At 68.7% G+C, this 23,697-nt stretch carries 15 protein-coding genes; 10 read left to right on the plus strand and 5 right to left on the minus strand.

The window, feature by feature from the left end; all coding sequences use genetic code 11:
- Nucleotides 1-16: 16 nt before the first annotated feature.
- Nucleotides 17-835: an alpha/beta hydrolase gene (locus IEY33_RS01325; RefSeq protein ID WP_188960422.1), complete on the minus strand. Its 819-nt coding sequence runs from the start codon at nt 833-835 to the stop codon at nt 17-19.
- Between the two features lie 138 nt (nt 836-973).
- Between IEY33_RS01325 and IEY33_RS01330 the strand changes: the two genes are divergently transcribed.
- The 6 genes from IEY33_RS01330 to IEY33_RS01355 all read left to right on the plus strand — a co-directional run bounded on the left by IEY33_RS01330 (nt 974) and on the right by IEY33_RS01355 (nt 11,497).
- Nucleotides 974-1,411: an OsmC family protein gene (locus IEY33_RS01330; protein ID WP_188960423.1), complete on the plus strand. Its 438-nt coding sequence runs from the start codon at nt 974-976 to the stop codon at nt 1,409-1,411.
- Between the two features lie 125 nt (nt 1,412-1,536).
- Entirely contained in the window at nt 1,537-3,234 is a 1,698-nt protein-coding gene (gene treS / locus IEY33_RS01335) for a maltose alpha-D-glucosyltransferase (RefSeq protein WP_188960424.1), read from the plus strand.
- A gap of 456 nt (nt 3,235-3,690) precedes the next feature.
- Complete coding sequence (glgX, locus tag IEY33_RS01340; RefSeq protein WP_188960425.1) at nt 3,691-5,841, plus strand: glycogen debranching protein GlgX; 2,151 nt, start codon at nt 3,691-3,693, stop codon at nt 5,839-5,841.
- Nucleotides 5,842-5,964: 123 nt separating this feature from the next.
- Entirely contained in the window at nt 5,965-7,743 is a 1,779-nt protein-coding gene (treZ, locus tag IEY33_RS01345) for a malto-oligosyltrehalose trehalohydrolase (RefSeq protein ID WP_188960426.1), read from the plus strand.
- The gene (treY, locus tag IEY33_RS01350; RefSeq protein WP_188960427.1) at nt 7,740-10,661 is read left to right on the plus strand and encodes a malto-oligosyltrehalose synthase; all 2,922 of its coding nucleotides are present in this window, start codon (nt 7,740-7,742) and stop codon (nt 10,659-10,661) included. Before treZ ends, treY begins: the two co-directional genes overlap by 4 nt.
- Nucleotides 10,662-10,831: 170 nt before the next feature.
- Complete coding sequence (locus tag IEY33_RS01355) at nt 10,832-11,497, plus strand: Bax inhibitor-1/YccA family protein (protein ID WP_306415584.1); 666 nt, start codon at nt 10,832-10,834, stop codon at nt 11,495-11,497.
- Nucleotides 11,498-11,562: 65 nt separating this feature from the next.
- Here the strand turns inward: IEY33_RS01355 and IEY33_RS01360 are convergent, their stop codons facing one another.
- Nucleotides 11,563-12,456 (minus strand): alkaline phosphatase family protein, encoded by an 894-nt coding sequence (locus IEY33_RS01360; RefSeq protein ID WP_188960429.1) that lies wholly within the window; start codon nt 12,454-12,456, stop codon nt 11,563-11,565.
- 170 nt (nt 12,457-12,626) lie between these two features.
- Between IEY33_RS01360 and clpB the strand changes: the two genes are divergently transcribed.
- On the plus strand, nt 12,627-15,200 hold the full coding sequence (gene clpB / locus IEY33_RS01365) for an ATP-dependent chaperone ClpB (RefSeq protein WP_188960430.1): 2,574 nt from the start codon (nt 12,627-12,629) through the stop codon (nt 15,198-15,200).
- A 69-nt stretch (nt 15,201-15,269) separates the two neighbouring features.
- On the opposite strand, the gene IEY33_RS01370 is transcribed toward clpB, so the two are convergent.
- Nucleotides 15,270-16,427 (minus strand): acyltransferase family protein, encoded by a 1,158-nt coding sequence (locus IEY33_RS01370; RefSeq protein ID WP_188960431.1) that lies wholly within the window; start codon nt 16,425-16,427, stop codon nt 15,270-15,272.
- Nucleotides 16,428-16,580: 153 nt separating this feature from the next.
- Between IEY33_RS01370 and IEY33_RS01375 the strand changes: the two genes are divergently transcribed.
- On the plus strand, nt 16,581-17,336 hold the full coding sequence (locus IEY33_RS01375) for an SGNH/GDSL hydrolase family protein (RefSeq protein ID WP_188960432.1): 756 nt from the start codon (nt 16,581-16,583) through the stop codon (nt 17,334-17,336).
- Nucleotides 17,337-17,630: 294 nt separating this feature from the next.
- On the opposite strand, the gene IEY33_RS01380 is transcribed toward IEY33_RS01375, so the two are convergent.
- Nucleotides 17,631-17,966 carry an HNH endonuclease gene (locus tag IEY33_RS01380; protein ID WP_188960433.1) on the minus strand — a complete coding sequence of 112 codons (336 nt, stop codon included), beginning with the start codon at nt 17,964-17,966 and terminating at the stop codon, nt 17,631-17,633.
- Between the two features lie 148 nt (nt 17,967-18,114).
- Nucleotides 18,115-20,844 carry an aconitate hydratase AcnA gene (gene acnA / locus IEY33_RS01385; RefSeq protein ID WP_188960434.1) on the minus strand — a complete coding sequence of 910 codons (2,730 nt, stop codon included), beginning with the start codon at nt 20,842-20,844 and terminating at the stop codon, nt 18,115-18,117.
- Between the two features lie 393 nt (nt 20,845-21,237).
- Here acnA and IEY33_RS01390 point away from each other — a divergent pair, with 393 nt between their 5' ends.
- A complete protein-coding gene (locus IEY33_RS01390) occupies nt 21,238-21,429 on the plus strand; it encodes a hypothetical protein (protein ID WP_188960435.1) in 192 nt (63 codons plus the stop codon).
- A gap of 163 nt (nt 21,430-21,592) precedes the next feature.
- Complete coding sequence (locus IEY33_RS01395) at nt 21,593-23,656, plus strand: M3 family metallopeptidase (RefSeq protein WP_188960436.1); 2,064 nt, start codon at nt 21,593-21,595, stop codon at nt 23,654-23,656.
- The last annotated feature ends 41 nt before the right edge of the window (nt 23,657-23,697 follow it).

The raw sequence follows: 23,697 nt of genomic DNA on the forward strand, positions 1-23,697 counted from the left end.
GGCGCGGGTTGCAGGTTCAGGTGCGGGCGTTCAGCCACCCGATGAGGGCGGAGGTCATCTCGTCGCGGACGGTGTCGTTGAAGAGTTCGTGGTATCCGCCGGGCACTTCGGTGTAGGTCCGGTCGGTGCTGGCAATTTCTTTCGCGAAGCGGCGGGAGCCGTTCACGTCGGTCAGTTTGTCGGCGTCGCCGTGCACGATCAGGGTGGGCAGCGTCCAGGCGGGCACCTTCGCCCACAGCCCTTCCGAGACGTTCAGCATGCTGATGGCGGTCAGCACCGGCACTTTGCCGTGGTACATCTGCGGGTCCTGCTCGTAGGCGGTCACTTCCTCGGCCACCCGCGACAGACCGCCGGTGGGCAGGACGGTGAGCGGCAGGGCGGGGGCCACGCGGGCCAGGACGCGGCCTGCGGCTTTCAGCCAGCCGGGTTCGTTCACGCCCACCAGCAGCGCGGGGCTGGACAGCACCACGCCTGCCACGCCGCGCGGGTCCTGCAGGTACGAGGCGGCGGTGACGAGCCCCCCCAGGCTGTGTCCGAAGGCGAAGAGGGGGAGGGGGAGGGCGCGCAGCGATTCGCGCAGGGCGATGTGGTCCTGCACGAGGAGCGCCACGTCGTTCACGGCGCGGGGGCCTTCGCTGTGGCCGTGGCCGCGGTGGTCGTAGGTGTACACGCTGTACCCGGCGTCGTTGAGGGCCGTGATGAGGCGGTGGTAGCGGCCGCTGTACTCGCCGAAGCCGTGCGTGAGCAGGATGTTCGCGCGGGGGGTGGCGGCGGGCCACAGGAAGGTGCGGACGGGGACGCTGACCGTGACGGGCCACGGGCTGGGGGTGGGCATGGTCCAGTAAAGCATGTTCCGGGTGGGCGGCCGGGCGGGCGTGTGGGTGTAGGGGCGGGGTTGTATGAGCGTCCGGTCAAGGCCGGATGGAATTTCGGTTGTGCAAAATATGCTTAACTTGAGGGCGGAGGTTCCAACATGGCAGACATCGCACGTAAGGCAAGCGCCCACTGGTCCGGAGACCTGGCCAAAGGCGTCGGCACCGTCAGCACCGAGAGCGGCACCGTCAAGGACGCCCAGTACAGCTTCAAGACCCGCTTCGAGCAGGGGACCGGCACCAACCCCGAGGAGCTTCTCGCGGCGGCGCACGCGGGCTGCTTCACCATGCAGCTCTCCGCGCTGCTCGCCAGCGACGGTCACGCGCCCCAGGGCGTGGACACCGAAGCGACCTGCGAGATGGTCCGTTCCGGCCCCGGCTTCAAGGTCAGCACCATGCGCCTGAAGGTCACCGGCAGCGTCGAGGGCATCGATCAGGCGACCTTCGAGTCGTACGTCGCCAAGGCTGCCGACATGTGCCCCCTGAGCGGCGTTATGAAGGGCAACGTCGAGATCGTCCACGAAGCCACCCTGCTCTGACCCCCACGGGGATCACCGCGTCACCACGGAGGCCGCCCGGCACGCACGGGCGGCCTCCGTGGTGACGCGCATGCGCCTGCACCGTCCTGAAATGGGCGGCTCATCATCCGTACTACACTCTAACCATGACCCAGGCTGAACCGGTTCAGACGGCCCCCCTCGCGCCCACCGCGCCGCTCACTCCCGAGTGGTACAAGACGGCGGTGTTCTACGAACTGTCCGTCCGGACCTTCAACGACGGGAACGGCGACGGCAAAGGCGACTTCCCCGGCCTGACGGCCCGCCTCGACTACCTGCGGGCACTCGGCGTGGACTGCCTGTGGCTGCTGCCCTTCTACCCCAGCCCGCTGCGCGACGACGGGTACGACGTGGCCGACTACACCGGGATCCACCCGGACCTCGGCACGCTCGACGACTTCAAGGTCTTCCTGCGCGAAGCGCACGCCCGCAACCTCCGCGTGATCGGGGACCTCGTCACGAACCACACCTCCAGCGACCACGCGTGGTTCCAGGAGGCCCGCAAGGGCAAGACCCTGCCGGACGGCACGCCCAACCCCTACCACGACTACTACGTCTGGAGCGACACCGGCACCGAGTACGCCGACGCCCGCATCATCTTCACGGACACCGAGACGAGCAACTGGACGTGGGACGACATGGCCGGACAGTACTACTGGCACCGCTTCTTCAGCAGCCAGCCGGACCTGAACTTCGACAACCCCGCAGTGGTCGAGGAGATGCTGCGCGCCGCGCGCTTCTGGCTGGACCTCGGCGTGGACGGCTTCCGGGTGGACGCCGTACCGTACCTCGTGGAGCGCGAGGGCACGAACTGCGAGAACCTCCCCGAAACGCACGACATCCTGAAACGCATGCGGCAGCTCGTGGACGACGAGTACCCGGGCCGCCTGCTGCTCGCCGAGGCGAACCAGTGGCCGGAGGACGTCGCGCAGTACTTCGGGACGGAGGAGGAGCCGGAGTTCCACATGTGCTTCAACTTCCCGGTCATGCCGCGCCTGTACATGAGCCTCAAGCGTGAGGACACCACCAGCATCCGCGACATCATGGCGCGCCTGCCCGCCACGCCCAGCTTCGGGCAGTGGGCGACCTTCCTGCGCAACCACGACGAACTGACGCTCGAAATGGTCAGCGACGACGAGCGGGCCTTCATGTACGCCGCGTACGCGCCGGACCCGCGCATGAAGATCAACGTCGGCATCCGCCGCCGCCTCGCGCCGCTGCTCGACAACGACCGCCGCCGTATCGAACTGCTGAACGCCGTGCTGCTGTCCCTGCCGGGCAGCCCCATCCTGTACTACGGCGACGAGATCGGCATGGGCGACGACCTGTCGCTCGCGGACCGCAACGGTGTCCGCACCCCGATGCAGTGGGACGCGAGCCCCAACGCGGGCTTCTCGACGGCACTGCCGGAACAGCTGTTCTTCCCGGTCGTCAAGGAGACGGTGTACGGCTACCAGCGCGTGAACGTGGACGCCGAGGAACGCGACCCCGGCAGCCTGCTGCTGTTCACGCGCCGCCTGCTGGAACTGCGGCGCGCACACCCGGCCTTCGCGCTCGGTGGGCTGACCTTCGTGGAGACCGGCAACGAGGCCGTGCTGGCGTACACGCGCGAGCACGAGGGACAGACGCTGCTCGTCGTGGCGAACTTCGCCGCGAACGCGCAGTCGGCGCAGCTGGACCTGTCCGCGTACAACCACCGCACGCCGGTCACGCTGACGGGCGGCGCGGCCTTCCCGCCCATCACGGACGCCCCGTACCACCTGACCATCGGGCGGCACGACTGGTACTGGATGAAGCTGAACTGATCTCAGGCCGTGCTGAACGCCAGGGGTTCAGCACGGCGAACTGGAACTGGACAGTATGGGAGGGGCCGGAACGCAGGTGTTCCGGCCCCTCCCTGCGTGCTGTGGGGGGGATGCCGGGGCGGGCGCGTGAGAGATTAACCCTTCATAAGTCCGTGTTGAGCAGACGCCGGACGCTGGCCCGGCATCATAAGTGCCGGGTCCACTCATGTTGGAAGCACTTCCAGCGGACCCGCCTTGCTGCGGGACTCACGCGGTCATCATCAGTGCCGGACCGACTGTCGCACCTCAGGCAGTCACGCCCACCTTCAGGAGTCACACTCGGGGAAGCGGCCATACGCCAGCGCCCTCCCCGCCCGCACGACAAGGCGAACCCTTCACCCACCCGTCCGGCCCACACGGGCAGGACCGAGCCGGAACGGCACCACACGCGTGCCGTTCCGGCCAACAGGAGCGCACATGACGAACAGCACCCCCCGCCTGCGTCCAGGTCACCCGTCTCCGCTCGGCTCCCGCTGGGACGGCCAGGGCACCAACTTCGCGCTGTACAGCGAGAACGCCACCGGCGTCACCCTCTGCCTCTTCGACGACGCGGGCCAGGAAACCCAGTACCCGCTCACGGAGCGCACCGCGTTCGTGTGGCACGGCTACGTCCCCGGCGTCCGTCCCGGCCAGCGCTACGGCTACCGCGTGAACGGCGAGTACAACCCCGACGCGGGCCTGCGCTTCAACCCGAGCGTCGTCCTGACCGACCCCTACGCCCGCTCGCTCGCCGGGACGGAACAGTTCGACCAGGGTGTCTTCGCGTACGCCATGGGCGGCAACGAGGACTACGAGATGGCGCAGGACGACCAGCACGGCGCGCCGAAAGCGGTCGTGGTGGACGACAACTTCGACTGGCAGGGCGACGCCCTCCCCGACGTGCCCTTCCATCAGAGCGTCATCTACGAGGCGCACGTCAAGGGCCTCACCATGCTGCACCCCGACGTGCCCGAACACCTGCGCGGCACATACGCCGGCATGGCGACCGAACCGGTCCTGAACTACCTGAAGGACCTCGGTATCACGGCCATCGAACTGATGCCCGTCCACCAGCACGTCGACGATCCCTTCCTGCTCGACAAGGGCCTCACGAACTACTGGGGGTACTCCAGCCTCGCGTTCTTCGCGCCGGACGTACGGTACAGCGCGTACGCGAACCGTGGCGACGGGACCGGCGAGATCGGCGGCGAGGTCCGCGAGTTCAAGGAACTCGTGCGCGCCCTGCACGGTGCCGGCATCGAAGTGATCCTCGACGTGGTGTACAACCACACGGCCGAAGGCAACCACATGGGGCCGACCTTCAGCTTCAAGGGCATCGACAACCCCACCTACTACCGCCTGGTCGGCGACAACGCTCGCTTCTACTACGACACGACCGGCACCGGCAACAGCCTGAACGTCCGGCACCCGCAGACGCTGCAGCTCATCATGGATTCCCTGCGGTACTGGATCCAGGAGATGCACGTCGACGGGTTCCGCTTCGACCTCGCCAGCACGCTCGCGCGCGGCCTGCACGAGGTGGATCAGCTGTCGAGCTTCTTCACGATCATTCACCAGGACCCGATCATCAGCGGCGTGAAGCTCATCGCGGAACCGTGGGACGTGGGCGAGGGCGGGTACCAGGTCGGGAACTTCCCGATCCACTGGGCGGAATGGAACGGCATCTACCGCGACGACATGCGCAAGTTCTGGAAAGGTGAAGGTGGACTCGCCAGCGACATGGGCTACCGCCTGACCGGCAGCAGCGACCTGTACAAGGACGACGGCCGCGCCCCCTACGCCAGCATCAACTTCGTGACCGCCCACGACGGCTTCACGCTCCGCGACTCCGTCAGCTACAACGACAAGCACAACGACGCCAACGGCGAGAACAACCAGGACGGCCACAACGACAACCAGAGCTGGAACTGCGGCGCCGAAGGCCCCACCGACGACCCCGAGATCAACGCCCTGCGCGCCCGCCAGCAGCGCAACATCCTCGCCACGCTGCTGCTCTCGCAGGGCACGCCCATGATCCTGGGCGGCGACGAGTTCGGCCGCACCCAGCAGGGCAACAACAACGCCTACTGCCAGGACAACGAACTGTCGTGGTTCGACTGGCAGTCGCAGGACACCGCCCTGCTGGACTTCACGCGCCGCCTGATCCAGCTGCGCCGCGACCACCCGGCCCTGCACCGCCGCAAGTTCTTCTCCGGCCGCCCAATCCGGGGCGAGGTGACGGACATCGTCTGGCTGCGCCACGACGGCCAGCAGATGGACGACCAGGACTGGAACAACAACCAGACGCAGAGCTTCGGGATGTTCCTCGACGGCAACGGCCTGAACGACCAGGACCGGATGGGCGAGCCGCTCCGCGACGACCACCTCCTGATGCTGTGCAGCGCCAGCCACGTGGACCTGCCCTTCGTGCTCCCCGAACTCGGCGGCTGCAACGAGTGGGAAGTGCTGCTCGACACGGACGACGACGCGGCCGGACGCGACGGCAGCGAAGCGAAACGCGTCACGGCCGGCACCGAGGTGAACCTCACCGCCAGAAGCGTGCAGCTGTACCGCTGCAAGCGCGACTGACGCCCACTGGCCCGCCCCTCACCGGAGCGGGCCAGACTTCTCGGGGCCGGGCGTCACGCCTCCCGGCCCGCACCACCACGACCGGTTCGGCCCTCCGCCCTCACTCCCCGCCTGGAGGTCCCCATGGCACACCCGCCCATCACGCCCCCCGCCCCGAACCTCGGGGCGTTTCCCACGCCCGACGGCACCATCTTCCGCGCCTGGAGCACCCGCGCCGCGCAGGTTTCCCTCTGCCTCGACGGTCAGCTCGTCCCCATGACGCGCGTCTCGCCCGGCCTGTACGAGGTGACGCGCGCCGCCCCTCCAGGCGCCCGGTACAGCTTCGTCCTGGACGGCGTCACCATGCCCGACCCGTACGCGCGCTTCCTGCCGGACGGCGTGCACGGCGACGCCGAAGTCATCTCGCCCGAGTACGCGTGGACGCACACCGACTGGAAGGGCCTCGCGCTGCACGAGTGCGTGTTCTACGAACTGCACGTCGGGACGTTCACGCCCGGCGGCACGTACCGCAGCGCCATGGAGCGCCTCCCGTACCTGAAGGACCTGGGCGTCACCGCCATCGAACTCATGCCGCTCGCCGCCTTCCCGGGCGAGCGCGGCTGGGGGTACGACGGCGCGGCCCTCTACGCCCCCTACGCCCCGTACGGCCGCCCGGAGGACCTGAAGGCCTTCGTGGACGCCGCGCACGGCCTGGGTCTCGCCGTGCTGCTGGACGTGGTGTACAACCACTTCGGGCCGGACGGCACGTACCTCGCCGCGTACAGCCCCGAGTACTTCACGGACCGCTTCCAGAGCGCCTGGGGCGCGGGCCTCGACTACCACGAGCCGCACATGCGCCGCCTCATCACCGAGAACGCCCGCATGTGGCTCAGCGAGTACCGCCTGGACGGCCTGCGCCTCGACGCGACGCAGGCGATGCAGGACGACAGCGACGTGCACATCCTGCGCGAACTGGCCTCCGAGGTGCACGCCCTCGGTTCGGAGCTCGGCGTGCGGCACCTGATGCTCGCCGAGGACTACCGCAACCTCCCCACCCTCGTCACCGAGGACCACCTGGACGGCATGTGGGTGGATGACTTCCACCACGTGGTCCGCGTGACCCTGACGGACGAACGCGACGGGTACTACGGTCCCTTCGAGCGGGGCGCGGCGGCCCTCGCGCACGCCATCACGCGCGGCTGGGTGTACGAGGGGCAGACGTGGCCGCTCGAGGACCGGCCGCGCGGCCAGCCCGCCGACGCGCTCGACGCGCCGAGCTTCGTGTACTTCATCCAGAACCACGACCAGATCGGGAACCGTGCCACCGGCGACCGCGTGCACCACTTCCCCGGTGTGACGCCCGAAGCGTTCCGCGCGGCGAGCACGCTGCTGCTCACGCTGCCGATGACGCCGCTGCTGTTCATGGGGCAGGAGTGGGCCGCCAGCACGCCCTTCCAGTTCTTCACCGACCATCACGGCGCGCTGGGCGAGGCGGTCTCCGAGGGGCGCCGCCGCGAGTTCGGGCACTTCGAGAGCTTCACGGGCGACGTGCCGGACCCGCAGGACGAACGCACCTTCCTGAACAGCCGCCTGAACTGGACGGAACTGCAGGACGGCGAGCACGCCCGCACCCTGGACCTGTACCGCGCGCTGCTGGCCCTGCGCCGCGAGGACGCCGTGCTGCGCGACAGCCGCCGGGACACCCTCACGGCCGGGCACGCGGGCGACGTGCTGTGGGTGAGGCGCAGCGACCCGCACGGCGAGCGCCTGCTGCTGTGGAACCTCGGTGAACCCGTCCGCCTGCACGACCTGCCGGGCCTGCCGATCCCGCTGCCGCCCAGGGTGCTGCTGCACAGCGAAGGGCACGCCGGACTGCCGGAAACGCTCGGCCAGCACCACGCGCTGCTGCTGGGAAGCGCATGACGGACGCCGCCCGGAACGACACCGATACGGCACCGCCGCACGACGCGGCGGGCGAGCCGCGCATCCCGCTCGCCACGTACCGCCTGCAACTCCACCCCGGCTTCGACTTCGCGCACGCCACCCGCGTCCTTGAATACCTGAAACGGCTCGGCGTGTCGGACGCGTACCTGTCGCCCATCTGGCAGGCCGGTCCCGGCAGCACGCACGGGTACGACGTGACCGACCACGCCCGCATCAACCCGGAACTCGGCGGGCAGGGCGGCTTCACGCGCTTCACCGACGCGGCCCGCGAGCGCGGCCTGGGCGTCCTGCTGGACTTCGTGCCGAACCACATGGGGGTCGGCGGCGGCCACAACCGCTACTGGGAGGACGTGCTGGAGCACGGGCAGGCGTCCCGCTACGCGCACTTCTTCGACATCGACTGGGAGCCGCTGAAACGCGCTCTGGCCGGGAAGGTCCTGCTGCCTGTCCTGGGCGACCTGTACGGCCGCGTGCTGGAACAGGGCCAGCTGAAGGTCGTGCGGCTCGGCGAGGAGTACGAGCACGAGGGCCGCGCCGGCAAGTTCGGCCTGCGGTACTACGACCGGACGTTCCCGCTCTCGCCGCGCAGCGTGGCGGGCCTGCTGCAGCGTGCGGCAGACCTGACGCGCCTGTCGGACGAGAACGACCTGCGCGGCGAACTGTACTCGCTCGCCGTGCAGGCCGGGAACCTGCCGCGCAGCACGGACGCGCTCAGCAACCTCGAACGCCTCGCCCGCGCCCGCGAGACGGCCGTCATCGCCCGCCGCCTGCAGGCCCTCACCGCGCAGAGCCCCGCCATCCCACGCGGCCTGGACGCCGCCGTGCGTGAAGTGAACATGGATCAGGAGGCGCTCGACCGCCTGATCCGCGAGCAGAACTACCGCCTGAGCTACTGGCGCGTCGCGTCCGAGCAGATCAACTACCGGCGCTTCTTCGACATCAACGACCTCGCCGCGCTCCGCATGGAGGACCCGCGCGTGTTCACCTGGGCGCACGCGCTGCTGTTCGACCTCGTGCGGCAGGGGAGGGTGCAGGGCATCCGCCTCGACCACACCGACGGCCTGTACGACCCCGCCGGGTACTTCGGACAGCTGCAGGACGGCGCGGCCGCCGCGACGGGCCGCGCCTACGAGCCGGGCGGTCCCCGCGCGGCCCTGCCCATGTACGTCGTCGCCGAGAAGATCCTCGAACCCGGCGAGACGCTGCCGGACAGCTGGCCCATCCACGGCACGACCGGCTACGACTTCCTCGCGCAGCTCGGCGGGACCTTCGTGCCCGACACGGGCGAGGAGGAGGTGACGGCCATCTACCGCCGCTTCACCGGCGACCGCACCGAGTACGGCGAGACGCTGCACGACACCAAGGAACTCATCCTGCGGACCAGCCTGTCGTCCGAACTGTACGGCCTCGCCGAACGCCTCGAACGCCTCGCGGAACGCGACCTGCGCTGGCGGGACTTCACGCTCACCACGCTGCGCGCCGCGCTGCGCGAAGTGATTGCGTGCTTCCCCGTGTACCGCACGTACGTCCGGCAGGACGGGCGGCGCGAACGCGGCGACGACGGCAAGATCGGGCGGGCCATCGCGGACGCCAGACTCCTGAACCGTGAACTCGACCCGACCGTCTTCGACTTCCTCGAAGAACTCCTGACGGTCCGTACCCAGGACCCGCTGACCGCGCAGGCGTACGGGGACTTCGCGCTGCGCTTCCAGCAGCTGACCGGCCCCGTCACCGCGAAGGGCGCCGAGGACACCGCCTTCTACCGCTACGTGCGCCTCCTGACCCTGAACGAGGTGGGCGGCGACCCGGCCCTGTTCGGCACGCCGCTCCACACGTACCACACGCAGGCGCGGGCGCGCGCCGCGCACTGGCCGCACGCGATGCTGAGCACCAGCACGCACGACACCAAACGCGGCGAGGACACCCGCGCCCGCATCGCCGTGCTGAGCGAGATGCCGCAGACGTGGGCCGCGTACCTGAGCGTCTGGTCGCGCCTCAGCCGCCCCTACGAGTTCTACGATCAGGGCGGACGCGGCCCGAAACGCTCCCCCAGCTTCGCGGACAGCTACGCGCTCTTCCAGACGATTCTGGGCGCGTGGCCGCTCGACGGGAGCTTCGAGCGCGACCCGGACGCCTTCGCGGACCGCCTGACCGCGTATGCGCACAAGGCCGCCAGAGAGGCGAAACTGCACACCACCTGGGCCGCCCCGAACGCCGACTACGAGTCGAGGCTCGCGGGCCTCATCCGTGGCCTGCTCGCCAGCCCGGAATTCGTGGGCAGCGTCCGCGAACTGCACGCCAGACTCTCCCCGTACGGCGCGCAGAACGGCCTGAGCACCGCCCTCGTGCGCCTCACCGCGCCCGGCGTGCCCGACACGTACCAGGGCTCCGAGGTCTGGAACCAGTCGCTGGTGGACCCCGACAACCGCCGCCCTGTGGACTACCCGGACCTGCAGCGCCGCCTGACGCGCCTGCAGGCCGCGCACGCCACGGACCCCGCCGCGCTCGCGCAGGACGTGCTGGCCCGCTACCACGACGGCGACGTGAAACTCCTGACGACCTGGGTGGCCCTGCAGGCCCGGCAGGCCGCGCCGGACCTGTTCATGCACGGCGACTATCAGCCGATCGAGACCGGCAAGTTCCTGCTCGCGTTCAGCCGCACGCTGGGCAGGCAGGTGGTCGTCGTGGCCGCGCCGCGCCTCGCGTACACCCTGACCCGCGAGAAGCAGGCGTGGGCGACGGGCGACGTGTGGGGACGCCGCGAACTGACGCTGCCCGCGCCCGGCACGTACCGCAACGCCCTGACCGGCGAGGTGCACACCGTGCGGGGCCGCAAGCTGCCGCTCGCACGGCTCTTCGCGACCTTCCCGCTCGCCCTGCTCCTGCGCGAACCCTGAACCCGGCCGTGTCCCCGGGCCTCACCGCCAGGGTGTGGCACCCCCGAACGGGGGAGGCCCTCCAGCACGGCAAAACATAAAGACCTTCGGGGGTGGGCTGAGCAGTTGCCCACCCCCGATTCATCCGTCCGACGTACAGTAGAGCCATGAACTCATACGCTCCATCTACGGTGGCGACTGAATCGGTGGTCCGCAGCTTCATGGGCCGCACGTACTCCTGGATGACGGCCGGACTCGTCCTGACCGCCGTGATCGCCGCCCTGACCGCCAGCAACCCCGCCGCGCTCGACTTCGCGTACCGCAACAGCCTCGTGCTGATCCTGGTGCAGTTCGGCGTCGTGATGTTCCTCAGCTTCGCCATCCAGCGCGTGAACAGCCTCGTGGCGGGCGTGCTGTTCATGGCGTACGCCGCCGTGACCGGCATGACCTTCAGCCTGATCCTGCAGCGCTACACGGGCGCGGACGTGACGGCCGCCTTCGCCACGAGCGCCGTCACCTTCGGCGCCATGAGCCTGTACGGGTACCTCACCAAGCGCAACCTCTCCGCGATGGGCAGCTTCCTGATGTACGCCCTGATCGGCGTGGTCGTCGCGATGCTCGTGAACTTCTTCCTGCACAGTGCGGGCCTGTCCCTGGCGATCAGCATCGTGGGCGTGCTGCTGTTCGCGGCGCTGACCGCGTACGACACCAACCGCCTGCGCCAGATGGCCCTGACGGGCATGCAGGGCGAGGCGGCCGAGAAGGGCGCCATCTACGGAGCGCTGCAGCTGTACCTGGACTTCATCAACATGTTCCTGTTCCTGCTGCAGCTGTTCGCGGGCGGCCGCCGCAACTGACCTGAAGGAGCGAGAGAAGGGGCCGGAGCAGATGCGCTCCGGCCCTTCTTCTGTCTGACGTGCCTTCAGCGCGCGAAGAGGTCCGCCATGCGGGTGGCGGTCTTCGCGCCGCGCAGGAGCGGCAGGCCGAAACCTTCCTGCAGGGTGCGCAGCAGGGAGTAATGGTTGTAGGGGGTGCGGCTGACCGTGCCGCGCGGGCCGTCCGGCGTGACGACGACCGTGGCGATGCGTCCGCCGCCGCCGAGCGTGTCACCGCCGCCGCCCTCGTCGAAGGTGATCACGATGGCCGACCCGGCCTTCCAGTCGGGGGAGGCCATGATGCGTTTCGTCCAGACGTTCACGAAGGTGTCGCCGTCCCGGTCGAGGGCGCGGCGGTCGCGGCATTCGGGCGCGCCGTGCATGTCGTGGCACACGTCCGGCACGATGAACGCGAGGCTGGGGGAGCGGCCCGCGTCGAGGTCCGGGCCGAGCGCGGCGAGCGTGCGGACGTTGGCGATCTGGGCGGGGTCGGCGAGCAGGTCGTCGCTGAGCAGGAAGGGGTTGTGTTTCTTGCCGTACGCGCCTGCAGCGTTGGCGGTGGAGCCGTCGTGCGGGAGGCCCTGCATGTACGCGCGCCACGTGAGGCCCGCGCGCGTGAGCTGCAGGGCGAGGTTGTCGCCCCTGAAGTGCCTGTTGGGGTCGTCGTTCGTGAGGTTCATGGTGCTGCCGGCGATCATGGCGACGTAGTTGGGGAGGCTGGGGTGAGCGACGCCGGTGTAGTCGGCGGCGTAGCCGTACGTGCGCGCGAGGCGGTTCAGGGTGGGCATGGCGGGGTTGCCGATGGTGTCGCGCAGGCTGTGGTTTTCCAGCACCATCACGTACACGTGGCGCAGGGAGGGTGTGGTGGTGCTGGCGGCCATGACCGGGGGGGATGTCAGGAGCAGCAGGGGAGGGATCAGCAGCGTGAGGGGGCGGGGCATGACTGCTCTCATGGTCGCACGGGCAGGTGAGGGGGCGGTCAAGCGGGCGGCCCGGTCCACGCCAGTTTAAGGCTCAATAAACTTGACATGACTACACTCAAGTTACAGAATGGGGTCAAGCACCACCATCTGCGTTCCACCCCACCCCGGACCGAGAACAGGAGCCGAACTTGAACCCAGACCAACTCACCGAATCCGCCCTCCAGGCCGTCGCCAACGCACAACAGAACGCGCAGACCGCCGGACACCAGCAGCTCACCCCCACCCACCTCCTCCAGGCCCTCCTCACGCAGGACCAGGCCGCCCGCCTCCTGCAGACCGCCGGAGCCGACCTGCCCGCCCTGCAGGAGAGCATCACCGCGAACCTCCAGAAACTCCCGCGCGTCCAGGGCGGCGACGGCCAGCTGTACGCCGACCCCGCCCTCGGCCGCGCCTTCCAGCAGGCCGACACGCTCGCCCGCCAGCACGGCGACAGCTTCGTCGCCGCTGATATCCTCCTGATCGCCACCGCCGCCGAAACGAAACTCCAGGGCCTCCCCACCCGCGCGGCCCTCGACGCGGCCCTCACCAGCATCCGCAAGGGGAACACCGTGACCAGCAAAACCAGCGAGAACCAGTTCGACGCCCTCGAAAAGTACGGCCTGGACCTCACCGCCCGCGCCCGCGAAGGCAAACTCGACCCCGTCATCGGCCGCGACGAGGAAATCCGCCGCACCATGCAGATCCTCCTGCGCCGCACCAAGAACAACCCCGTCCTCATCGGCGAGCCCGGCGTCGGCAAGACCGCCATCGCCGAGGGCCTCGCCACCCGCATCGTCAAGGGCGACGTGCCGGACGGCCTGAAAGGCAAACGCATCGTCACCCTCCAGATGAGCAGCCTCCTGAGCGGCGCGAAATTCCGCGGCGAGTTCGAGGAACGCCTCGAAGGCGTCATCAAGGAAGTCGTGCAGAGCGCAGGCGAAGTCATCCTGTTCATCGACGAGCTGCACACCATCGTCGGCGCAGGCAAGACCGAAGGCAGCCCCGACGCCGGAAACATGCTCAAACCCGCCCTCGCCAGGGGCGAACTGCACCTGATCGGCGCGACCACCCTCGACGAGTACCGCCAGATCGAGAAGGACGCCGCCCTCGAACGCCGCTTCCAGCCCGTCACGGTCGCCGAACCGAACGTCGAGGACACCATCAGCATCCTGCGCGGCATCCGCGACCGTTACCAGCTGCACCACAACGTCGAGATCACCGACCCCGCCCTCGTCGCCGCCGCCACCCTCTCGCACCGCTACATCGCCGACCGGCAGCTGCCGGACAAGGCCATCGACCTCATCGACGAGGCCGCCGCCCGCCTCCGCATGGCGCTCGAAAGCAGCCCCGAAGCCATCGACGCCCTCGAACGCCGCAAACTGCAGCTCGAAATCGAACGCGAGGCCCTCAAACGCGAGAAGGACACCGACTCCCAGAACCGCCTCCTCGACATCGACACCACCCTCAAAACCCTCACCGACGAACTCGGCAGCATCAAGGCCCGCTGGGAAGGTGAACGCGAGGAAGTCTCACAGCTGCGCGACAAACGCGAAGCGCTCGACGCGGCCCGCACCGAGTACGAACGCGTGAGCCGCGAGGACGCCGGACTCCCCAACTACTACGCGCGCCTCGGCGAACTCCAGAACGGCGTCATCCCCACCCTGGAAAGCGAGGTCGCCGTCCTCGAAAGCCGCCTCAAGACCGCCGAATTCGCGCACATGCAGGTCACCGAGGACGACATCGCCGCCGTCGTCAGCCGCTGGACCGGCATCCCCGCCACGCGCCTCATGGAAGGCGAACGCGACAAGCTGCTCCGCATGGAGCAGGAACTGCACGCCCGCGTGATCGGGCAGGACCGCGCCATCGTCAGCGTGTCCGACGCCGTGCGCCGCGCCCGCAGCGGCCTGAACGACCCCGACCGGCCCCTCGGCAGCTTCATGTTCCTCGGCCCGACCGGCGTCGGCAAGACCGAACTCGCCAAGGCCCTCGCCGAATTCCTGTTCGACACGCAGGACGCCATGATCCGCCTCGACATGTCCGAATACATGGAGAAATTCAGTGTGCAGCGCCTCATCGGCGCGCCCCCCGGATACGTCGGGTACGAGGAAGGCGGCCAGCTCACCGAAGCCGTCCGGCGCCGCCCCTACAGCGTCCTGCTGCTCGACGAGATCGAGAAGGCCCACCCCGACGTGTGGAGCGTGCTGCTGCAGGTCCTCGACGACGGCCGCCTCACCGACGGCCAGGGCCGCACCGTGGACTTCCGCAACACCATCATCATCCTGACGAGCAACGTCGGCTCGCCCCTCATCCTCGAAGCGCAGGCGCAGGGCGAGGACGCCGAAACCATCCAGGCGCGCGTCCTGCAGGAACTCCAGCGGCACTTCCGGCCCGAATTCCTCAACCGCGTGGACGACATCATCGTCTTCGACGCGCTGCGCCCCACCGACCTGCGCCGCATCGTCGACATCCAGCTCGGCGGCCTCCGCAGACGCCTCGCCGACCGCCGCGTCAGCCTGCACGTCACGCCCGCCGCCCTCGACCGCCTCGCGCAACTCGGGTACGACCCCGCCTTCGGCGCGCGCCCCCTGCGCCGCACCATCAGCCGCGAGATCGAAACGCCCCTCAGCCGCGAAATCCTGTCCGGCCACGTCCACGACGGCAGCACCCTGAACGTCGACCTGCAGGACGACCACTTCACCTTCCAGACCGGCGAACTGAACTGATACCAACGCAGGAAAAAGCGCGGGCCGACCCTTTCACCGGGGTCGGCCCGCGCCCTGCCCTGCAGGGGTTCAGGCGGTCGAGCGCACCGTTTCCGGGATGATCGGCTCGGCCAGGCTGGTCGTCAAGGTTGGAAGGCTGCAGTTCGGGTGCAGGATGGAAGCCGGTACGGGCAGGTGCGGCGGCACGGACGCCGTTCGGGTGAGAAGGCGCGTCAGGGGGCGGCACAGCCAGCGGTCAGCCACGACCGATCCTGTCACGACGATCAGCAGGTACGCCAGGATCGTCCACGCGCTCCAGGTGAGCCCCAGGTGCGGAAGGGCCTGCTGCGTGAGCCACCCCTGCACCGAGAAGTGAACCATGTAAATGCAGATGCTCGCGTTCGCCAGGGCCCTCACCGTCCGCGAGTTGCCCAGTCGTCCGATTCGCCTGCCGGGGTTCGCGAAGGCCAGCACCACGAGCAGCACCAGCGGCAGGAATACCTCGTTGTTCACGCGCAGTGCTTCCTGAGGGAGGATCACCATCAGCGCCAGCGTGCCCAGCACCGTCACGGCCCCCCACCGTGCCGGTATCCCGCCGTGCCGGGCGTACAGGACGGCCAGACCCATTCCGGCGACGAAGGCAGGGAGGCGCAGCAGGGGAGCATTGTGCAGGTACGTGGTCCAGTCGTCCGGCAGGAACACGCCCGGCAAACCCGCGAGCAGCAGGGGCAGGCCCGCACCCACCAGCCACAGGGCCGTCATGAGGGCTGCGAGTGTCCGCGTTCGCAGCTGCGTCAGTCGGGGGGCGAGGACCGGGAAACACAGGTAGAAGAAGAGCAGGCATGACATGGACCATGCGGGGGCGTTCAGGATGTGCGAAGCTCCGACTGTCCACGTCTGGATGAGCAGCCCGGCCTGGAGCACGTCGTTCATGGAAACGGTGGTGGAGCCCATCCCAGCCTGAATCAAGAGAAACAGGGCGAGCCCGAGCAGGTTGGGGGGCACGATCCGCGCCAGTCGCCGCCCGACGAAGCGGCGCTGCCCGGCATCGTCGAGCGTTCGCCGGCCATACACGTGCATCAGCAGGAAGCCCGACAGCACAAAAAACAGGCTGGTGACGGACGGACCCCGTGAGAGCAGGCCATGGAGTGCGGGCGGCACGAAGGTGTGATCGAAGTGGAACAGCACGATGTACAGGGCGGCCACGAAACGAAGGAGATTCAGTGCGGGCAGATCGTTGGCCTTCATCGAGCTCAAAGCTTAGTGGAGCAGGCGTGACATGGGCGTGTCATGTGTGATCGTAAGGAGGCGATTAAAGAACCCATGAGTTCACATTCTGCTGTGGTCGTGACACAGGCGCCCGTCAGAAGATTGATATGTTTCGTCCACCATACTGGCCGCATGCAGGTTCAGGCCCTCCCACTCACGCTCGGCGGCATCATGGTGCTGCTGACCGCCACGATGACGGTGGCGTCACCGCAGTCCCTGCCGGTCCTGGATCCCACGCTTGCCCGGTTGTGTGACGCGAGCGCACCCGACTACGCTCACGATTCTCATTCGGTGTTGCCGGAGCTGAACGACCACCTGCGCGTAGTCGTCATCGGGTCGTCCTCCACCGCCGGCGCAGGCGCCAGCCGCCCGCAGTACGCGTACGTCAACCGCTTCCGCGACCAGCTGCTCGCACACGCGCCGCACGCCATAGTCATCAACAAGGGCGTCGGCGGGAACGTCCTCACCGACATCATCCGCCGCGCCGGACGTGACGTGTACGCCCAGCACCCCGACCTCGTCGTCCTGCAGACGGGAACCAACGACGCCCGCCAGGGCATTCCGCCCGCCCAGTACCGGCACGACCTCAGCACCTTCGTGAAGGACCTGCAGCGTCACCATCTGAACGTCGTCCTGATCGACAACCAGTACATTCCCGACCAGCTCGGCTCAGGCGAATACCAGAGCATCATCCGCGCCACCCGCGACGTTGCCCACACCACAGGCGTTCCCCTCGTCTCCCGCTACGCGCTCGGCCGCACCCTCGTGGAACGAGGCGGCCTGAACGGCGACGACCTGATCGCCAGCGACCGCCTGCACCCGAACGACCTGATGCACGCCTGCACTGGCCGAGCCCTCACCGCCACGGTCCTCGCCACCACCGACTGATTCCAGGGATGCCGGGAACAGCACCGACATCCCTTCTTGGGCAGAACGGACGCCCTACAGGACGCCTGCCCGCTTCCACCCCCTCAACACCGTACTTTTTGGCGCTCGCTTCGCTCGGCTGAACTCTACAGGTTCAGCTCAAAACCGTATGACGGCCGCAGCACAGGCCCAACCGAGGAAACACAGCTGGAACAGACCGTTCCTCAGCGCAGCGTCCGTTTTACAGGCCCCAACGCAGGAAAAGGCGCGGGCCAACCCTTTCACCGGGGTCGGCCCGCGCCCTTCGTCTATCCTTCAGTGCACGCGGACGCCCTTGGTGAGCGGCTGCTTCTGCACCCACTTCACGAACTTCTGCACGTCCTCGCGCGCCAGGATGGCCTCCACGGTGTTCAGTTCGTTCGCGAGTTCCGCGTTGCTGTACGTCTTGCTGAGGTACCCCTGGCAGGCGGCGCACATCTTCACGGTGGGGATCTCGCCAAGGTTCACGCCCTGCCGCCGCCCCTGCGATTTGGGGATGAGGTGATGGTCCGTCATGCTGGGCGCCTCACGCCCGCACAGCACGCACACCTCGGGCGCCTGCCCCTGTCCTTCCGCTTCCCATGTCGCCTGCTCCCGATCCTTACGGCCCATGCCGTCACCATAGCGTGCCGGAACCGGCCTGCGGGCGCTGCCGCCCGTGCTGCACGCGGTGACAGCAACGCTCCCCGCCCAGGTGTCCGGGCGGGGAGCGTTCCGTGTGGGCCGTTCAGGGCCAGCACGTCAGGGGGTTCTGCTCAGCTCAGGCTTTGACTTCGCCCTGGCTCTTGGCGAGGATGCCGCGCAGCACGGTCTGCAGGATGCCGCCGTTCTTGTAGTAGTCGATCTCGACGGGCGTGTCGATGCGGCACATGGCGGTGAATTCGCGGGTCTGGCCGCCGGGAGCGGTCACGCGGACGGTGACGTCCTCGCGGGGCTTGAGGCCACTGGGCAGGATGAAGTCGAAGGTCTCTTCGCCGGTCAGGCCGAGCGTGTCGGCGTTCTGACCGTCCTTGTACTGCAGGGGCAGGACGCCCATGCCGACGAGGTTGCTGCGGTGGATGCGCTCGAAGCTCTCCGCGATGACGGCCTTCACGCCGAGCAGGAAGGTGCCCTTCGCGGCCCAGTCGCGGCTGCTGCCCATGCCGTAGTCCTTGCCGGCCAGGACGACCAGCGGGATGCCTGCGGCCTTGTAGTTCAGCGAGGCGTCGTAGATGCTCGTGACTTCGCCGGTGGTGTAGTCGGTGGTGACGCCGCCCTCGGTGCCAGGCGCGAGCTGGTTCTTGAGGCGGATGTTGGCGAACGTGCCGCGCGTCATGATGCGGTCGTTGCCGCGGCGGCTGCCGTAGCTGTTGAAGTCACGCTGCGGCACGCCGCGCTCCAGCAGGTACTTGCCTGCGGCGCTGCCCGCCCCGAAGGACCCGGCGGGGCTGATGTGGTCGGTGGTGACGCTGTCGCTGACCTTCACCAGGGCGCGCGCGCCACGGATGTCCACGATCTCGCTGGGGCCGCCCGCGAGGTTGTCGAAGAAGGGCGGGTTCTGGATGTAGGTGCTGTCCTCGTTCCAGGCGTACAGGTCGCCGCCGGACACGGGGATGGCGTTCCACTGGGCGTTGCTCTGCTCGATGCCGTTGTACACGCGGGCGAACATGTCGGCGTTGATGGCGGCGTCCATCACTTCCTGAATCTCGGCGTTGCTGGGCCACAGGTCCTTCAGGTACACGGGCTGGCCGTCCTTGCCGGTGCCGATCGCCTCGGTGCTGAGGTCCTTGTCGACCGTGCCGGCCAGCGCGTACGCGACGACCAGGGGAGGCGACGCGAGGTAGTTCGCGCGGATGTACGGGTTGATGCGGCCCTCGAAGTTGCGGTTGCCGCTGAGGACGCTGGCGGCCACGAGGTCGCCTTCCTTGATGGCGTCCACGGTGGGTTCGGGCAGCGGGCCACTGTTGCCGATGCAGGTGGTGCAGCCGTACCCGACGGTGTTGAAGCCGATTCTATCGAGGTACGTCTGCAGCCCGGCCGCTTCGAGGTACTCGGTGACGACGCGGCTGCCGGGCGCGAGGCTGGTCTTGACCCAGGGCTTGCTGTCCAGGCCGAGCTCCACGGCCTTCTTGGCGACGAGGCCCGCGGCGATCAGGACGCTGGGGTTGCTGGTGTTGGTGCAGCTGGTGATGGCGGCCAGCACCACGGCGCCGTGCCCGATCTTGTGGTCGGTGCCGGTGATGGTGCCGGTGTTGGCGAGCGCCGATCCAGGCAGCTCGAAGCCGCGCGCCTTGACGGGGGCCGTCAGCGCTTCCTGGTACACCTGCTTCATGTCGGTCAGGCTGACGCGGTCCTGGGGGCGCTTGGGGCCGCTGAGGCTGGGGACGACCGTGCCGAGGTCCAGTTCGATGGTGCTGGTGAAGACGGGGTCGGGCGTCTCGTCGGTGCGGAACATGTTCTGCGCCTTGTAGTACGTCTCGACGAGTTCCACCTCGTGCGGGAGGCGGCCGGTGCGGCGCAGGTAGCGGAGCGCCTCGTCGTCCACCGGGAAGAAGCCCATGGTGGCGCCGTACTCAGGGGCCATGTTGGCGATGGTGGCGCGGTCGGGGAGCGTCATGTTGCTCAGGCCCGCACCGTAGAACTCCACGAACTTCCCGACGACGCCCGCCTTGCGGAGCATCTCGGTGACGGTGAGGGCCACGTCGGTCGCGGTGACGCCCTCGCGGGGCGCGCCGGTGACCTTGAAGCCGACCACTTCGGGCATCAGCATGTAGATGGGCTGGCCGAGCATGACGGCTTCCGCCTCGATGCCGCCGACGCCCCAGCCGACGATGCCGATGCCGTTGATCATGGTGGTGTGGGAGTCCGTGCCGACGAGGCTGTCGGGGTACACGACGACGCCGTCGTCCTCGGGGCGGCTCTGGACGCCCTTGGCGAGGTACTCGAGGTTGACCTGGTGCACGATGCCGCTGGCGGGCGGTACGACGCCGAAGTTGTCGAAGGCCTGCTGGCCCCAGCGGAGGAACTCGTAGCGTTCGTTGTTGCGCTCGAACTCCAGGGCCATGTTGTCGAGCAGGGCCTTGTCGGTGCCGTACTCGTCGACCTGCACGCTGTGGTCGATGACGAGGTCGACGGGGATCAGCGGGTTGATCTTCTTGGGGTCGCCGCCCAGGGCGACCATGGCGGTGCGCATCGCGGCGAGGTCCACGACGGCGGGCACGCCGGTGAAGTCCTGCAGGATGACGCGGGCGGGTTTGAAGGGAATCTCGATCTCGCCCGGCTGGGGTTGCCAGTTCGCGACGGCCTTGACGTCCTCCTGGCGGACGTCGTAGTCGTTCGCTTCGCGCAGCACGCTCTCCAGCAGCACCTTGACGCTGACGGGGAGGCGGTCGATGTCGTGGCCGAGGTCCTTGAGTTTGTCGAGGCGGTAGTAGTAGACCTTCTGTCCGGCGTTCTCGGTGAGCACGTCGCGTGCGCCGAACAGGTTCTGGGCGTTGGTGTTCTGGGTCATGACTTCCCTCCTGGTCCGGCTTGCAGCACCGGGGTGGTGTGGGGCCGGACCGTCCGCATACGGGGCACTCGCGCTGGAGTGGCGAAACGGTCAGGGCTTCATGATACCTGCTCGGGCGTGCCTGCCGGGGTGAGTCGGTGCGCCGCGTGCCGTTACCGGAGTGGGAACATCGGGGTGCGGGCGTGCCGCGTACTGGAGGGACCGCACCTGCCGAGCGGGGGTCGGTGTCCCCCTGCTCAGGACAACAAGTGGGAGGGGGGTCACGTTCCGCTTCCAAAGGTCGCTTGGCCCTCTCCACATCCCCGCCCGGCCGGGCGCGACGCACAATGACCTCGTCACCCACGCCACAGCACGCCGGACGCCACGCGCGCCCCCGGCCCCACGGAGGTCAGCATGACGAAAAGCGGCACCACAGGAGATCAGCCGGTCGAGCAGCAGTTCGAGGAGAACGTCCCGCAGGAGCAGGTGCAGGACAACGCCAACTGGGACACCGGCACCCCCAAAGACCCGCCCGCCGAGGACAAGGAAGGGTACTGGGAGCAGGTGACGGACGAGAACGCCGACCCGCCCACCCCCGAGCAGTAACGCCCACCTGACCCGCCGTGAGGGCGGCGGAAGCTGTTCTACCATTGGCCCGAAGGGAGGAGCGTCCCTGCGGGCCTCGTTCTGTGCCGCCGCGAGGTGCGGGCATTTCGTCCGTGGGCACACGCACGCGCCCGGACGCGCGCAGCGTTCTATACTCCCGGGCATGACCAAGCCCGAGACCGGTTCCGTTTCCGTGCAGGACAGCGCCCTGAGCAGCAACCCGCTCCTGGCGGACACCTTCTGGATTCCCTTCGACCGTATCCGGCCGGAGCACGTGCAGCCCGCCACCGAGCACCTCATCGCGCAGGCCCGCGCTGCCCTCGACGACCTTGCACGCGCCCCGCAGGAGGGCTTCGCGGGCTTTCTCGACCGGCTCGATACCCTGACCGTCACGCTGCAGCAGGTCCACACCATCGTCTCGCACCTCGACGGCGTCGTGTCCGACGACGCGTGGCGCGCCGCCAAGAACGCCATGCTGCCCGCCGTCAGCGCCTTCTTCACGGACCTCGGCATGCACGCGGGCCTGCACGCGGCCCTCAAGGCGTACGCGCAGACGCCCGAAGCGCAGACGCTCGACCCGGTCCGTGCCCGCTACCTGAACCTCAGCCTCGACGAGTTCCGCCGCTCCGGCGCGGACCTCCCGCAGGAAGGTCAGGAGCGCCTGCGCGCCCTGAACGTCGAACTGAGCGAGGTGACGAGCCGCTACGGCAGCAACAGCATGGACGGCATCACCGCGTACAGCCTGCACGTGCCGGGAGAGCGCCTCGCGGGCCTGCCGGACCGCGTGAAGCAGGCGACGCTCGTCACGGAAGGTGAGCACGCGGGCCAGCACCGCCTGACGCTGCACGCCCCGACCTTCATGCCCGTCATGATGTACGCCGACGACCGCACGCTGCGCGAGGAACTGTTCCGCGCCTTCAACGCCGCCGGGGTGGGGGAGGGCCGCGACAACCGCGCCCTGCTGCCCCTGATCCTGAACCTGCGTCACGAGAAGGCCGCGCTGCTCGGGTACGCCACCTTCGCGGACTTCGTGCTGGAGGACCGCATGGCCAAGACCGGGGAGCGCGCCGTGCGGTTCGAGCAGGACCTCACGGACCGCACCCGCCCCGCCTTCGAGCGTGAGAACGCCGAACTGGAGGCCTTCTACCGCGAGCAGGCCGGGCCGGACGCGCCGCCCCTGGCCGCGTGGGACCTCGCGTACTGGACCGAGAAGCAGCGCGCCGCGCTGTACGACCTCGACGACGAGGAGCTCCGCCCGTACTTCGAGGTGAACCGCGTGCTGGACGGCCTGTTCGAGGTGGCGCGCCGCCTGTTCGGCGTGAAGGTCACGCCCGCCAGCGCGCCCGTGTGGCACCCGGACGTTCGGACCTACGACATGCACGACGAGGAGGGCACGCACGTCGCGAGCTTCTACGCCGACTGGTTCCCCCGCGAAGGCAAACGCGGCGGCGCCTGGATGAACCCCCTCAAGGTCGGCGGTCCGGACGGCGACGGCTTCCGCCCCCACCTGGGCCTGATGTGCGGCAACATGACGCCCCCCTCCGGTGACCTGCCCGCCCTGCTCAGCCACGACGAGGTGGAAACGGTCTTCCACGAGTTCGGTCACCTGCTGCACCACTCGCTGTCGCGCGTGCCCGTCCGTGAACTGTCCGGCACGAGCGTCGCCTGGGACTTCGTGGAACTCCCGTCGCACATCATGGAGAACTGGACGTGGAACCGCGAGACGCTCGCCCTGTTCGCCCGGCACTACCGCACGGACGCGCCCCTGCCGGACGACCTGTACGACCGCATGCTGCGCGCCCGCAACTTCCGCGCCGCGAACTTCGCGATGCGGCAGTACAGCTTCGGGACGGTGGACCTCGCGCTGCACACGGGCCGCATCCCGGTGGACGACACCCTGATGGAGCGCGCGCGCGAGGTGTCCGCCACGTTCATGCCGGTGGCGCCGCTCAGCGACGACGCGCGCCTCGCGAACTTCGGGCACCTGTTCGCCAGCCCCGTCGGGTACGCCGCCGGGTACTACAGCTACAAGTGGGCCGAGACGCTCGACGCGGACGCCTTCACCCGCTTCGAGCAGGAAGGCGTGCTGAACCGCGACACGGGCCGCGCCTTCGTGGACGCCGTCCTGTCGCGCGGCAACAGCGCCCCGCCCGAGACGCTGTTCGGGGAGTTCATGGGCCGCGAGCCCGACCCCTCCGCCCTCCTGCGCCGCAGCGGCCTCGCCTGACCGCCCCACGCCCGACGGCCCGGCACGGGCGCCACTGTCAG

Source organism: Deinococcus aquiradiocola (assembly GCF_014646915.1).
In the GTDB taxonomy this organism is placed as follows: domain Bacteria; phylum Deinococcota; class Deinococci; order Deinococcales; family Deinococcaceae; genus Deinococcus; species Deinococcus aquiradiocola.